The following is a 14,896-nucleotide window of genomic DNA, read 5'->3' as shown; positions in this document are numbered from 1 at the left end:
CGGGAAAATATGATAATGGAGGCATTGAAAAAAGCCGATACAAGTCTTGCTTGCATCGGCTTTTCGGTATCAGCGGCTGATCGCCTGGAACACTTTCTCAGCGGCTTCAATGGTTTTTTCAATATCCTCCATTGTATGCGCAGTGGAGAGAAACAATCCTTCAAATTGAGACGGCGGCAGAAATACGCCTGCGTCGGCCATCCCTTTATAATATTTGGCGAACAGCTTTAAATCAGAAGATTTGGCTGCTTCATAGTTAATGACAGGCTCATTTGTGAAAAAGAAGCCGATCATGGAACCCGCCCGGTTAAACGTGTGCGGAATGCCATGTGCTGCAGCTGCTTTTGAAATGCCTTCTTCAAGCATATCGCCTTTTTTCACAAATTCTTGGTAAGATTCAGGTGTGAGCTGCTGTAGCGTCTCAAGTCCCGCTGTCATGGCAAGCGGATTTCCTGACAATGTTCCCGCCTGGTAGATCGGACCGCTCGGCGCGATTCGTTCCATAATGTCAGCTTTTCCGCCATACGCACCGACAGGAAGACCGCCGCCGATGACTTTGCCGAGACACGTTAAGTCAGGCGTCACGCCGAAATACCCTTGCGCACAGTTATAATCCACGCGAAAACCGGTCATGACCTCATCAAAAATGAGCAGCGCGCCATACTGTTCCGTCATGTCGCGAAGTCCTTGTAAAAAGCCTTCCTGCGGCGGAACAACGCCCATATTGCCTGCTACCGGTTCAACAATGACCCCGGCAATATCTTCACCGTACTCCCGGAATGCGAGTGCAACGCTTTCCAAGTCGTTGTATGGAACGGTAATCGTATTCATTGCTATTCCTTCCGGCACGCCCGGGCTGTCCGGAAGGCCGAGTGTCGCCACTCCGGATCCCGCTTTGATCAGCAGCGAATCGCCATGGCCGTGGTAACAGCCTTCGAATTTCAAAATTTTGTTGCGGCCGGTATATCCTCTTGCCAGACGCAGGGCGCTCATTGTCGCCTCTGTGCCGGAGCTGACCATCCGCACGATTTCAACAGACGGCACACGGTCAATGACCAATTTGGCCAGTTCGTTTTCCACCTCAGTAGATGCCCCGAAACTTGTCCCGTTCTCGGCTACTTTTTTCAGGCTTTCAACGACCCGGTCATTTGTGTGGCCCAAAATGAGCGGCCCCCAGCTCAGGACGTAGTCGATATATTCATTGCCGTCAATATCAAAAATTTTCGATCCTTTTCCGCGCTGCATAAAGATCGGGTCCATATCAACTGATTTAAACGCGCGCACCGGGCTGTTCACTCCGCCCGGCATCAGTTTCTGCGCTTCTTTAAAAGCGGCTTTTGATTTTTCATAGCTTCTCATCTGCCTCAGCTCCCGTCAAATGAAATCGTTACTCAGCAAGCCATTTTGCTGCGTCTTTTGCATGATACGTCATAATCAGATCGGCTCCTGCACGTTTCATGCTCGTTAAAATTTCCAGCACCATTTCTTTTTCTTTAATCCAGCCGTTTTGGGCTGCCGCTTTCACCATGGAATACTCCCCGCTCACATTATATGCGACCAGCGGCAGGTGATGGCGGTTTTTCACATCACGCATAATATCTAAGTATGACATAGACGGTTTGACGATTAAAAAGTCAGCGCCTTCTGCCGCGTCTGATTCAGCCTCACGGAGCGCTTCCAAGCGGTTGGCCGGATCCATCTGATATGTTTTTCGGTCTCCGAACTGCGGCGTGCTGTCAGCCGCATCGCGGAACGGACCGTAAAATTCACTTGAATATTTCACGGCATAAGACATGATCGGAATATTCGTGAATCCTTCTTTGTCGAGCGCTTCCCTGATCACTGTGACAAAACCGTCCATCATATTTGAAGGAGCGATGATGTCAGCGCCGGCTTTGGCTTGGCTGACGGCTGTCTGCGCCAGCAGTTCAAGCGACTCGTCATTGAGGATTTCTCCGTCTTTCACGACGCCGCAATGGCCGTGATCCGTGTATTCACAGAGACACGTATCAGCGATTACGATCATTTCAGGATAATGCTTTTTAATTTCAGCAATCCCTTTCTGCACAATGCCGTGATCGTGAAAAGCCTGGGTTCCGCAGGCGTCTTTTTCTTCCGGCACGCCGAAAACGATGACTGACTTAATGCCGAGCGATATCAGCTCAGCCATTTCATCCTTTAACAAATCGAGTGATACATGATAAACCCCCGGCATGGAAGGAACTTCTTTTTTTCCTTCAAGTCCTTCAACGACAAATAACGGGTAAATAAAATCTGAAGGGTGAAGACGTGTTTCTTTTACTAAATCTCTCATCTCAGCGTTCGCGCGCAAACGGCGGTGTCTGTTAAATGTTTGATTCATCATTATCAATCCTTTCCCGACATGCTGCACATGACGTCCAGCATGCCTTCAATCGTATAGATGTCAGGCACATGGGATGAGATCCCGTATTCCAAGAGCGCTTTCTCTGTCAAAGGGCCGATGCTGATATAGCTCGCACCGCTGTTTTCCCACGCTTTTTCTCCGTCTCCGACCGCGTGCATAAACGTATGCACCGCCGATGAGCTGGTAAACGTAATAAAATCAAAATGAGAGCGGGATGCAGCCCGTCTCAGCTCGTCCATGCCTTTTTCATCCTGAATGGTATTGTATAACACCCATTCCCTTATTTGATAGCCAAGCGGCTCAAGCTCCGCTTTTATGACATCGCGTGATAAATTGCCCTTTATCACTGAAATGGGTTCGGCAGCTGATGCGTGCCGTTTTAAAGTATCAGCCAGACATTCCGCCACATACTCGTCAGGCATCGCATCCGTCCGGGCTCCCCGCTCTTTCAGGGCGCGCGCAGTCTTTTCACCGACGGCTGCGATTTTTTTCCGTCCCGAAAGCGCAAGACCGTGCCGATCAAGATAGGAAAAAAAGAACCGGACACCGTTTACGCTTGTAAACACAAGCCATCCCGGCTCAGAAAGGTCTTCCCGGAGACTGTCCGCACATTCATCCGGGAGCGCTTCCTGAAAAGCGATCAGCGAAGCGGAAACAGCCGTTCCGCCGAGCGCCTCCACTTTTTTTCGGAACGGTGCGGCCTGTCTTTTGTTCCGGGTGACAAGCACGGTCTTTCCTTGTAAAGGAAGGTCATTTGCCATCCTGATCGAGCTCCTGTTTCACGCTGTCGATTAATGCTTTGGCTCCTTTTTCAGACATCATCGCCGCACAGCGTTTCCCGATTTCTTCCGGATCATGTCCCGCCGCTGTTTCTTTATAAATCGTCTTTCCGTCCGGAGACGCGACAAGACCGACCAATTCAACCTCATCCCGGTCATTGACGGACGCATACCCGGCTATCGGCACTTGGCAGCCGCCTTCCATCGCGTGTAAGAAAGCCCGTTCGGCTGCCACCGTGCGCTGCGTATACTCATCGGTAAATTGCGCAAACAGCTTCAAAAGCTCCTCATCCGACTCTCTGCATTCAATGGCAAGAGCGCCTTGGCCGACCGCAGGCAGACAGCGGTCCGGTTCGAGAAATTCAGATACGACATCATCTTTCCAGCCCATTCTCGAAAGTCCCGCAGCCGCTAAAATAATAGCATCGTAATCTTCCGTTTCAAGCTTTTGAAGTCTCGTATCGATATTGCCTCTGATCCACTTAATTGTAAGATCAGGGCGTTCAGCAAGAATCTGGGCGCTTCTTCTTAAACTGCTGGTGCCGATGATGCCCCCTTCTTTTATGCCGTCCAGCTTTTGATGCCCCTTTGAAATCAGCGCATCACGCGGATCCTCACGTTTCGGTATGCAGCCTATGACAAGACCCTCAGGCAAAACGGCGGGCATGTCTTTCATGCTGTGAACCGCCATATCAATCTCCTGATGCAGCAGCGCCTGTTCAATCTCTTTGACAAACAAACCTTTGCCGCCCACTTTTGACAGTGTAACATCAAGGATGCGGTCGCCTTTTGTGACAATCTCCCGGATTTCAAAGTTATAGGAAGGGTTCAATTCCTTCAGTTTGTTAATCACCCATTTTGTCTGGGTCATAGCCAGTTTGCTCCGTCTGGAACCTACCTTAATCGTTCTCATTTTCTTTCCTCCCGAATCTGTTTGGGCGCGTGCGTTAACTGAACCAATGGAATTGCGACAGGCTTCCGAGCAGGAAGTAATTAATCATCAGCACGAGAAAACATGCTGAATTCCATAACGCCGCCACTTTTCCCTGCAGTTCCTTAATCATTCTGATATATAAATAGTAGCTGTATAAAAGCAGCACAATAAACGAACCGAGCACTTTTGAATCAAACCAGTACAGCGTTTCCAGCGACACATACGCCCAGATCACGCCTAATATCAGGCTCAACAGCAGCATCGGAACCCCGATGACATTTAAAACGTAAGCCATATAATCAAGTTTTGACAAATCTTCAATTCTCAACAGCCATTTTCCCCACTTTTTCTTCTTTAATAAAGAATATTGAAACTGATAAAGAAGCGAAAAGACAAAAGAAAGGGAAAAAGCGCCGTAAGACAGAATCGCCATTGTAATATGAATGACCAAAAGCTCTGAGACCAGCTGGCCGGAAAAAGCGGCCGAATGCTGATCCGTCGGTGAAAACGTATGGATCGCAATCATCGAGAAACCGATGACATTCGTGAAAAACACGATAAAATCAACGCGGAGAATCTGCGTGACCACAAGTGAGAGCGTGACAAGCACCCACGCATAAAAGTAAAGGGCCTCTGTAATATTCAAGACCGGAAATCTGCCCGTCTGCCACATGAAATAAGAAAGATAGACGGTTTGCAGAGTCCAGACAATAGAAAGCAACCAGAAGGCCATTTTCCCAGCCTTCCGGTTGTGTTGAAGAAAATCTATAAAGTAAAAAAGGACGCTTACTGCATAAATAACAATTGTCGCTTCATTAAGTCTTGCCATTGCTGTATCAATCATACAGCCCTCACTCACTTACAAGCGGACGTAAGCCCGTTTTTGCTTCTGCCTTTTGAAACGAATGAACCGTCTGGCGGTTATCCAGGCTTTTGTCCAGCTGGCGGCTGGCCTCTTCCTCAATATCGAATATCTGCATAAACAGCTTCAGCTTTTCATCTGAATCCGCTTCAGCCGCAAGCTCTTTCGCTTTCAGAATCGGGTCGCGCAGCATTTGGTTAATGATGCTTTTCGTATGTTTGCTGAGAAGTTTTTTCTCTCTTACCGTCAGATGAGGCAGCTTGCGCTCAATGCTCTGCATCGTATCGGACTGGATGGACAGCGCCTTTTCACGCAGCGCCGAAATGACCGGCACGACGCCGAGCGTATTAAGCCACTGCTTAAACTCAACAATTGCCGCTTCAATAAACAGCTCGACTTTTTCAGCGGTTTCACGGCGTTCTTGTAAGTTGGCTTCAACGATTCCTTCAAGGTCATCAATATCGTACAGAAAAACACCTTCAAGATCGTTCAGCGCCGGATCGAGATCTCTCGGCACAGCGATATCCACCATAAATAACGGACGGCCTTTCCGCTGTCTGCCCGCTCTCTCCATCATTTCTTTAGACACGACGAAATCACTTGCGCCTGTCGAACTGATTAAAATATCAGCTTCAGCAAGTGCATGTTCAAGCTGGTTTAAGCTGCGCGCTTCTCCGGAGAAACGGTCAGCAAGCGCTTTTGCCTTCAAAAACGTTCTGTTGATGACCGTTACTTTGCCGATGCCCTGACCGTGCAGGTTTTCTGCGGCGAGCTCGCCCATTTTTCCCGCACCGAGAATCAAAATGTGCTTATTTGACAATGAGCCGAAGATTTTTTTCGCGAGTTCAACGGCGGCGTAACTGACGGAAACGGCATTGGCGCCGATATCGGTTTCGGCATGCGTGCGTTTGCCGACGGTCACCGCCTGTTTAAACAGCTCATTGAAAATGGTGCCGATCGTCTTTTCTGCCTGCGCCGTTTTAAAGCTCGAGCGGACCTGGCCGAGTATTTGCGTTTCTCCGATGACCATGGAATCCAAGCCGCACGCCACACGGAATAAATGCTCGATCGCCGCGTCGCTCTCATAAAATTTCAGAAACGGAGACAGCTCTTCTTTCGGCAGCGAGAACCATTCGGATAAAAATGTCTTTATATAATAACGGCCGGTATGAAGCTGGTCGACCACCGCATATATTTCGGTGCGGTTGCAGGTTGACACGATAATGTTTTCAAGAACGCTTTTTTCTTCTTTTAAACGGAGCATCGCTTCTGCAAGCTCATCCGGCTGAAAACTTATTTTTTCGCGTATTTCAATAGGGGCGGATTTATAATCTACTCCCACAACAAGAATATGCATCGCTTTCATGCACCCCCGTACATCGCAATTTATTTATAATCATTCTAACATAGAATTTATTATTTATAATAATTATAACATAGTTTCTTCGGGAAAATGTGAACAGATTTCAAAAATGTTATGCTATAGTATAAAAAGCTCGTTTCCACTTAATCATCATACTAAAAATCCTTTACTGCGGGTAGGTGACAGGATGAAAAAAACATCAATTTTATTACCGGGACTTCTGCTTGCCGCTTCATTATTCGCATGGCTTCAGAGCGGACAGGTTCACCTGTTTGCGAATCAGGGGGAATGGCCGGTGCTCCTTATGCTCTTGGGCGCTGTGCTCTTGTATCAGGGCAAAAAGGAAGCGGCCGGGCCTCACGTCCTGATCGGCATGCTTCTTTTCGGCATAGGTTTACACTTTTTCGCCAAACCTGAGCTCTCATGGTGGCCGGGAGATTTTGAAATGATTCTCTTCGTCTTCGGATTCTCCTTATTTGCGGCAGCCAGAAAAGAATATGTATACGAAGCGGTTGCCATGATTGGTTTTTCCCTCTTTTTATACTTCTTTAAACAAATTACGGCGTGGCTGGAGTCCGTCCATATTCCGACGGAACACTTCAAAACATACTGGCCGTATGTTTTCATCGGAATCAGCCTTTTGTTATTGTTTATCAAGCGGAACAAAACTATACGATAAAACCCAAAACGCACTGCGTTTTGGGTTTTTCATTACCGGCTGATCATTTTTTTAATGGCTCCCCATGCTTCATCTTTGCCTTTTTTCGTTTCAGAGGAAAATAAAATCAGCTCATCTTCAGGATCCATATTAAGCGTCTGTTTGACAACCTTTAAGTGCTTGTCCCATTTTCCTTTTGGAATCTTATCCGCTTTTGTCGCGATAACGATGACGGGAATGCCGTAATACTTCAGGAATTCATACATGTTCACGTCTTCAGCAGACGGCGCGTGCCTGAGGTCGACAATCTGCACGCAGGCTTTCAGCTCTTCGCGGGTCGTCATATAGGTTTCAATCATTCTCCCCCATGCTTCCCGCTCGCTTTTGGAAACTTTCGCAAATCCGTACCCGGGAACGTCGACAAAATGCAATTCATCATTGATGATGTAAAAGTTTAAGGTCTGTGTTTTCCCCGGTTTTGATGACGTTCTGGCCAAGTTTTTCCGATTGATTAATGAATTGATAAAAGATGACTTTCCTACATTTGATCTTCCCGCCAGCGCGATTTCCGGAAGCCCCCCATCAGGGTACTGTTCGGGTTTGACCGCGCTGATCACGATTTCTGACTTTGTGACTTTCATTTCTTCTCTCCTACTAAGGCATGTTCCAAAACGTCATCCAGGTGAGAAACGAATATAAACTTCAGTCCTTCTCTGACGCTTTCTGGAATATCCTCTATATCTTTTTCGTTATCTTTAGGCGCAATAATAGTAGTCAGGCCCGCTCTGTGCGCGCCGAGCGCCTTTTCTTTCAGTCCGCCGATCGGAAGCACGCGGCCCCGCAGCGTGATTTCTCCCGTCATACCGACTTCGCGTTTTACCGCACGGTCCGTTAATGCTGAAACGAGCGCCGTGGCCATCGTAATTCCGGCAGAAGGGCCGTCTTTCGGCACCGCTCCTTCAGGGACATGGATATGAATGTCATACTTCTCATGGAATTTCGGGTCGATTCCGAACTGTTCCGCTTTCGAGCGGACATAACTGAAAGCGGCCTGCGCTGATTCCCGCATGACATCTCCAAGCTTCCCGGTCAGAATCAGCTTTCCTTTTCCCGGTGACAATGACACTTCGATTGACAGCGTATCTCCGCCGACCGTCGTATACGCGAGCCCCGTGACAACCCCGATTTGATCTTCGGTTTCCGCCTGTCCGTATCTGAATATCCGTTTTCCGAGATAGTCGGCCAGATTTTTCTCTGTAACGGTAATGCGTTTTCTCTCCTCAGACACAATGGCTTTCGCAGCCTTTCGGCAAATGGCGGCAATCTGGCGTTCAAGCGTTCTCACGCCGGCTTCCCTCGTATAGTAGCGGATGATGTCCGTAATCGCCTGGTCCCGAATCTGCAGGTTGCTCTTTGTGAGCCCGTGCTCTTTGATTTGTTTCGGAAGCAGGTGGTCCTTCACGATTTCCAGCTTTTCGTTTTCAGTGTAGCCTGACAGGCTGATAATCTCCATTCTGTCTCTGAGAGGTCCCGGTATGGAAGCAAGGTTATTCGCAGTCGCGATAAACAGCACTTTCGATAAATCGAACGTCTCTTCAATATAGTGGTCGCTGAATGTGCTGTTTTGTTCCGGATCCAGCACCTCAAGCATCGCCGAAGACGGATCGCCTCTGAAATCAGACGACATTTTGTCGATCTCATCCAGGAGAAAGACGGGATTTTGTTTACCGGCTTTTTTCATCCCCTGTATAATACGGCCCGGCATCGCTCCGACGTATGTACGCCGGTGCCCGCGGATTTCAGACTCATCGCGCACTCCGCCCAGTGAAATTCTCACAAAACGGCGCCCCATGCTCGTACTGATTGATTTTGCAAGAGATGTTTTACCGACTCCCGGAGGTCCGGCCAGACAAAGAATCGGCCCTTTCAGCGTTTTCGTCAGCTGTTTCACGGCCAAATACTCCAAAATCCGCTCTTTCACTTTCTCTAAGCCGTGATGCTCTTTATCTAAGATTTCCCCGGCTTTTTTAATGTCAAGTTTATCTTCTGTTTCATCCGACCACGGAAGGGCGATGAGCCAGTCAATATAGTTGCGGATAACAGAGCTTTCCGCTGAGCTTGACGGCACTTTTTCGTAACGGCTTAATTCCTTAAGCGCCGTTTCTTTGACACGCTCAGGCATGCCTGCTTCTTCTATCTTTTCCGTGAGCGACTGAACTTCGCCGGTTTTTCCTTCTTTGTCGCCAAGCTCCTTCTGAATGGCTTTCATCTGTTCACGCAAGTAGTATTCCTTTTGAGTGCGTTCCATCGAACGTTTGACGCGCTGACCGATTTTTTTCTCAATCTCCAGCACTTCTTTTTCATTATGAATGGAACGGATGACCTTATTCAGACGTTCTTTAATATCCGCCGTTTCTAAAATGTCCTGCTTGTCCTTTAATTTCAGCGGGAGATGAGAAGCGACGATATCCGCCATTCTGCCGGGCTCTTCAATATCAGTCACAGCCGCATACGTTTCTGCGGAGATTTTTTTAGAAATTTTTATGTACTGGTCAAAATGGTCCAGCAGCGTCCGCATAAGCGCTTCGTCTTCCACGTCTTTTGAATCATCCTCATGCATCAGCTGTATATCGACCGAAGTATAATCTTCGAGCTCGGCGTATTCAAGAATCTGCGCCCGCTGAATTCCTTCTACAAGCACTCTGATCGTACCGTTGGGCAGCTTCAGCATCTGTTTAATTTTTGTATAAGTGCCGACGGCGAAAATATCCTCTTCACCCGGTTCGTCTATCGAAATATCCTGCTGAGTGGCTAAAAAAATCATATGATCATGCATCATTGCCTGTTCAAGAGCCTGAACCGACTTGTCACGGCCTACATCTAAATGTAAAACCATTGTCGGGTATACCAATAAGCCTCTTAAAGGGAGGAGCGGGATGCTGCGTTTTGTATCTTCTGCCATGTGACTGACACCTCCGTGACTTTAGTATGAACCATTATAATACAACTTTTTCATCGTTGTACAATTCCGGGATCGGGCAAAATCGGCTTATCCGCCTGCCCTGTATATAAAACAGTCTCTTCGTAGTATACCCTTTCTTTCTGTTCTGAAAAAGGAAAAGATGTCCTCCATAAAAAAACCCCATTATAAAAATGGGGTTTATACGGATTCTTTATTCATTTGGATATCAAACGGTTTTTGTTCTGAAGGAGGGTCAACCAATATGACGTCAAGCACTTCCTGGAACGTTTTTACCGCTTTAATGGTGATTCCGTCTATTCGTTTCAGAATGGACTGCTGATTTTCATATGGGATAATGACCGTTTTTGCTCCGGCCTGTTTTGCGGCTTTAATTTTCGGAATGACGCCGCCGATCGGTTTGACAAGCCCCGTCAGGCTGATTTCTCCCGTCATCGCCACCGTATGGTCGATCGGGATGCGGTGAATCGCGGAAAAAATCCCCGCGGCCATCGCGATACCTGCTGAAGGTCCGTCAATCGGGCCTCCGCCCGGAAAATTGACGTGAATGTCATAGTCTGAAGGTTTGATGCCCATTGTGCGCAGAACCGTCAGAACATTTTCCACAGATCCCTTCGCCATGCTTTTGCGGCGGATCGACTTCGATTGGCTGCCGATGCTTTCTTCCTCTGCAATTCCCGTGATATTCAGGCTTCCTTTGTCCTGCGCAGGTGTGACATTCACTTCGATTTCCAGCAATGCGCCGCTGTTCGGCCCGTAGACAGCAAGTCCGTTCACGATGCCGACTTGCGGTTCATCGGCGATTTTCTGCTCATTTTTAGGCGTAAGCTGACTGGAATGAACAACCCATTCTATATCTTCTGTCGTAATTTCCTGTCTGTCCTCAGTCACCGCCATGCCGGCGGCGATCTGGATCATATTGACGGCTTCACGTCCGTTTCTCGTATATGCGGTCAGCACACTGAGAGCTTCGTCAGAAATCTCTTTCTGAATTTTGTCGGCTGCTTTTTTCGCAACGATTTTAAGTTCATCCTTTTCCAGCTCGCGGAAAAATACTTCAAGACAGCGCGAACGGATGGCCGGCGGAATTTCATTCGGCATTCTCGTTGTCGCTCCGATCAAACGGAAATCTGCCGGAAGCCCATTTTGAAAAATATCATGAATGTGATTCGGTATTTGCGTATTTTCTTCACTGTAATACGCACTGTCTAAAAATACTTTTCGATCTTCAAGCACCTTCAGCATTTTATTCATCTGAATCGGATGAAGCTCGCCGATTTCATCAATAAACAATACCCCGCCGTGAGCATGGGTCACAGCCCCCTGTTTCGGCTGCGGAATGCCCGCTTGGCCCATCGCACCCGCTCCCTGATAAATCGGATCATGCACTGAACCGATAAGCGGATCGGCAATCCCCCGTTCATCAAATCGCGCGGTCGTCGCATCAAGTTCAACAAATACAGCCTGCTTTTGAAACGGTGACTGTTTATGTTTTTTCGCTTCTTCCAATACCAGCCGCGCCGCAGCCGTTTTACCGACTCCCGGAGGACCGTAAATAATGACATGCTGCGGGTTCGGTCCGCAAAGCGCTGCTTTTAACGCTTTAATTCCGTCTTCCTGGCCGACAATGTCCTGAAAGCTTTTCGGCCGCACCTTTTCTGATAAAGGTTCTGATAAACTGATGGCGCGCATTTTGCGCAGCTGTTCCATTTCTTTTTTTGATTCTTTATCTATCGTCACTTTTTGTGTACGCTGGTTTTTGAGCAGATTCCAAAAATATAATCCGATGACTATCCCGAAAAACAGCTGTACAAATAATGCGATCCCTGTCCAACTCATGCTGGTCCCTCCTGAAAAAACGATTTATGTATCCAATTCATTCCTCTGTCCGCTAGTATCTCCCAGCAAAGCCCGGAATAAACATTTTCAGAAGGGGCAGGACAAGAAAAAAAACCTCCTGATCAATTCGAGTCAGGAGGTTTTGTCATGTTATGCTGATGTTTTATCTTGGCCGACAACTGTGCCGTCTTTTAATACAAGACGCGGTGCTTCACCGTCTGCGACTGTCGCTCCGGTAATGACACATTTTTCAATATCATCGCGGGACGGCAGATCAAACATGACGTCAAGCATGATGCCTTCAATGATAGAACGCAGGCCGCGTGCGCCTGTTTTACGCTCGATCGCTTTTTTCGCAATTTCAGATAATGCCTCGTCTTCAAATTCAAGCTCGACATCATCAAGTTCTAACATTTTCTTGTATTGTTTGACGAGTGCGTTTTTCGGTTTAGTCAGAATTTCAACCAGTGCCGTTTCGTCAAGCTGCTCAAGGCTTGCAATGACAGGAAGACGGCCGATGAATTCAGGAATCAGCCCGAAACGGAGCAAGTCTTCCGGAAGAACTTTAGAAAGCAGTTCTTCTTTTTCCAGGTCTGCCGCTTTATTATCTGAGCCGAAGCCGATGACTTTTTGTCCGAGACGGCGTTTGATGATTTGTTCGATGCCGTCAAATGCACCGCCGCAAATGAACAAGATGTTCGTCGTATCGATCTGGATGAATTCCTGATGAGGATGTTTGCGTCCTCCTTGAGGCGGCACGCTTGCAACCGTTCCTTCAAGAATTTTCAGCAGCGCCTGCTGAACGCCTTCGCCTGATACGTCGCGTGTAATGGACGGATTTTCAGATTTTCGCGCTACTTTATCGATTTCATCGATATAAATAATGCCTTTTTCTGCTTTTTCCACATCATAGTCTGCTGCCTGAATCAGCTTGAGGAGGATGTTTTCTACGTCCTCACCGACATATCCGGCTTCAGTCAGAGATGTAGCGTCCGCGATCGCAAACGGCACGTTCAGAATACGCGCAAGCGTCTGGGCAAGAAGTGTTTTCCCGCTTCCAGTCGGTCCGATTAAAGAAATATTACTTTTAGAAAGCTCAACATCATCCACTTTACTGTTGGAATTGATGCGTTTGTAATGGTTGTATACCGCAACCGCAAGTGATTTCTTCGCCTGATCCTGTCCGATGACATATTCATTCAGAATCTCACGGATTTCCTGCGGCTTCGGAACGTCTTTAAATTCGACTTCTTCTTCCGTACCAAGCTCTTCCTCTACGATTTCTGTACAGAGCTCAATACATTCGTCGCATATATATACACCCGGTCCTGCAACCAGCTTACGAACCTGATCTTGCGTTTTTCCGCAGAACGAGCATTTCAATTGTCCTTTTTCCTCGTTGAATTTAAACATTCTTTCACCCCTTAATCTTGTCTCACTTTTTCTTTTACCTGAAGGGCAAAAGAAAACGGTTCTTGCTACGATCGAGTATGTATTGCATTTTACCATACTTTCCAGTAAGACGGTAACAATGTGTTTCGCACTTGCACATTCTATATGTATGACGAAAAACAGCCCGGCAATGACTATCTTGCCCCAAGAAAAAGAGTTATATCATAATTGTACAAAACAAGGCACGAATTAATCGCGCCCTGTTTTATTATGTCTATTATTATGAACCATAATAACGGTTTTCTACAAGAAAATCAATTGCTTTTCGAACTTTTAAATCTTCTTTCATCGCGTCAGTTGAACCGATTGCCTGCTTGATGTTTTCAACCGGCATGTTGTAAGCTTCAGCCATTTTAGTCAGCTCAGCTTCAACTTCTTCGTCCGTTACTTCAAGGTTTTCTGCTTGAGCGATCGCTTCAAGAGTCAGGTTTGATTTTACGCGTTTTGCGGCATCTTCTTTCATTTGCTCTTTTAACGCGTTTTCGTCTTGGCCTGAGAATTGAGTGTAAAGCTCAAGGTTCATGCCTTGCATTTGCAGACGCTGTTCGAATTCTTTCAGCATGCGGTCAAGCTCAGTGTCGATCATCGCTTGAGGAACATCAGCTTCAGCGTTTTCAGATGCTTTCAGAACAAGCTCTTCACGCAATTTAGCGTCAGCTTCGTTTTCTTTTGCTTCTTCAAGGCGTTTTTTTGTTTTCTCAGTTAATTCAGCAAGCGTTTCAACTTCTTCGTCAATGTCTTTTGCGAATTCGTCGTTAAGCTCAGGAAGCTCTTTCGCTTTGATTTCATGAATTTTCACTTTGAAAACAGCTGGTTTTCCGGCAAGCTCTTCAGCGTGGTACTCTTCAGGGAATGTTACTTCAACATCCTTTTCAGCGCCTGCTTCAAGGCCTGTTAACTGCTCTTCGAAGCCCGGGATGAATGAACCTGATCCTACTTCAAGTGAGTAGTTCTCAGCTTTTCCGCCTTCAAACGCTTCGCCGTCAACGAAACCTTCGAAGTCAAGAACGACTGTATCGCCGTTTTCAACAGCGCCTTCTTCTTTCACGACAAGCTCAGCCTGACGCTCTTGAAGCGCTTTAAGTTCGTTTTGTACATCTTCGTCAGTAACGGCAGTGTCATCTTTTTCGATTCCTAAGCCTTTGTAGTCGCCAAGTTTCACTTCAGGTTTTACGGTCACTTTTGCAGTGAAAATCAAGCTTTCGCCTTTTTCGATTTTTTCAACATCGATTTCAGGGCGGTCTACAGGCTCAATGCCGGCTTCTTCAACCGCTTTAGGGTATTCTACAGGAAGTAAAATATCTAAAGCATCCTGGTAAAGAGCTTCAACGCCGAAACGCTGTTCGAATAAACCGCGGGGAACTTTCCCTTTGCGGAATCCAGGAATAGAAACCTGTTTTACTACTTTTTTAAATGCATCATCAAGAGCTGTTTTGAACGTATCCGCATCAACTTCAACCGTTAATACGCCTTCATTGCCTTCTTGTTTTTCCCATTTTACAGACATGTGTTTCCCTCCAAAAATCTATTCAGGTTGTGTCGGTCTTCCATTCTAAAGCAATCCGCGGCTTTGTCAAAGAAAAAACCGCTTTGAATCAGAATCATTATGTAATGAACTGGCAGCCTGTCCAACCGTAATTCTC

12 protein-coding genes are annotated in these 14,896 nt (G+C 47.0%); 1 reads left to right on the top strand and 11 read right to left on the bottom strand.

Going from position 1 to position 14,896, the window contains the following annotated elements; all coding sequences use genetic code 11:
• Window positions 1–69: 69 nt before the first annotated feature.
• The 6 genes from hemL to hemA are packed head-to-tail and all read right to left on the bottom strand — an operon-like array spanning window position 70 to window position 6,318.
• Window positions 70–1,359 (bottom strand): glutamate-1-semialdehyde 2,1-aminomutase, encoded by a 1,290-nt coding sequence (gene hemL / locus ACNFN4_RS01800; protein ID WP_022552875.1) that lies wholly within the window; start codon window positions 1,357–1,359, stop codon window positions 70–72.
• Between the two features lie 28 nt (window positions 1,360–1,387).
• The gene (gene hemB, locus ACNFN4_RS01795; protein WP_029973366.1) at window positions 1,388–2,362 is read right to left on the bottom strand and encodes a porphobilinogen synthase; all 975 of its coding nucleotides are present in this window, start codon (window positions 2,360–2,362) and stop codon (window positions 1,388–1,390) included.
• Window positions 2,363–2,367: 5 nt separating this feature from the next.
• Window positions 2,368–3,147: a uroporphyrinogen-III synthase gene (locus tag ACNFN4_RS01790; RefSeq protein WP_014418554.1), complete on the bottom strand. Its 780-nt coding sequence runs from the start codon at window positions 3,145–3,147 to the stop codon at window positions 2,368–2,370.
• Window positions 3,137–4,078: a hydroxymethylbilane synthase gene (gene hemC, locus ACNFN4_RS01785; protein WP_012118114.1), complete on the bottom strand. Its 942-nt coding sequence runs from the start codon at window positions 4,076–4,078 to the stop codon at window positions 3,137–3,139. Before hemC ends, ACNFN4_RS01790 begins: the two co-directional genes overlap by 11 nt.
• A 34-nt stretch (window positions 4,079–4,112) precedes the next feature.
• Complete coding sequence (locus ACNFN4_RS01780; RefSeq protein WP_007408154.1) at window positions 4,113–4,943, bottom strand: cytochrome c biogenesis protein; 831 nt, start codon at window positions 4,941–4,943, stop codon at window positions 4,113–4,115.
• Window positions 4,944–4,950: 7 nt separating this feature from the next.
• On the bottom strand, window positions 4,951–6,318 hold the full coding sequence (gene hemA, locus ACNFN4_RS01775) for a glutamyl-tRNA reductase (protein WP_251257563.1): 1,368 nt from the start codon (window positions 6,316–6,318) through the stop codon (window positions 4,951–4,953).
• Between the two features lie 193 nt (window positions 6,319–6,511).
• On the opposite strand from hemA, the gene ACNFN4_RS01770 reads away from it, so the two are divergent.
• Entirely contained in the window at window positions 6,512–7,003 is a 492-nt protein-coding gene (locus tag ACNFN4_RS01770) for a hypothetical protein (protein WP_015240316.1), read from the top strand.
• 32 nt (window positions 7,004–7,035) lie between these two features.
• Here ACNFN4_RS01770 and yihA read toward each other — a convergent pair whose 3' ends face one another.
• The 5 genes from yihA to tig all read right to left on the bottom strand — a co-directional run bounded on the left by yihA (window position 7,036) and on the right by tig (window position 14,760).
• Complete coding sequence (gene yihA / locus ACNFN4_RS01765; protein WP_342004695.1) at window positions 7,036–7,623, bottom strand: ribosome biogenesis GTP-binding protein YihA/YsxC; 588 nt, start codon at window positions 7,621–7,623, stop codon at window positions 7,036–7,038.
• Entirely contained in the window at window positions 7,620–9,944 is a 2,325-nt protein-coding gene (gene lon, locus ACNFN4_RS01760) for an endopeptidase La (RefSeq protein WP_014418556.1), read from the bottom strand. Before lon ends, yihA begins: the two co-directional genes overlap by 4 nt.
• A gap of 198 nt (window positions 9,945–10,142) precedes the next feature.
• Entirely contained in the window at window positions 10,143–11,801 is a 1,659-nt protein-coding gene (lonB, locus tag ACNFN4_RS01755) for an ATP-dependent protease LonB (RefSeq protein ID WP_014418557.1), read from the bottom strand.
• A 150-nt stretch (window positions 11,802–11,951) separates the two neighbouring features.
• A complete protein-coding gene (gene clpX / locus ACNFN4_RS01750; RefSeq protein ID WP_007408149.1) occupies window positions 11,952–13,214 on the bottom strand; it encodes an ATP-dependent protease ATP-binding subunit ClpX in 1,263 nt (420 codons plus the stop codon).
• Window positions 13,215–13,473: 259 nt separating this feature from the next.
• Window positions 13,474–14,760: a trigger factor gene (tig, locus tag ACNFN4_RS01745; protein ID WP_448199950.1), complete on the bottom strand. Its 1,287-nt coding sequence runs from the start codon at window positions 14,758–14,760 to the stop codon at window positions 13,474–13,476.
• Window positions 14,761–14,896 lie beyond the last annotated feature (136 nt).

This window comes from Bacillus sp. N1(2025), from assembly GCF_053470005.1.
The sequence above is the reverse complement of the archived record's forward strand: the minus strand, read 5'-3'. Positions and strand labels throughout refer to the sequence as shown.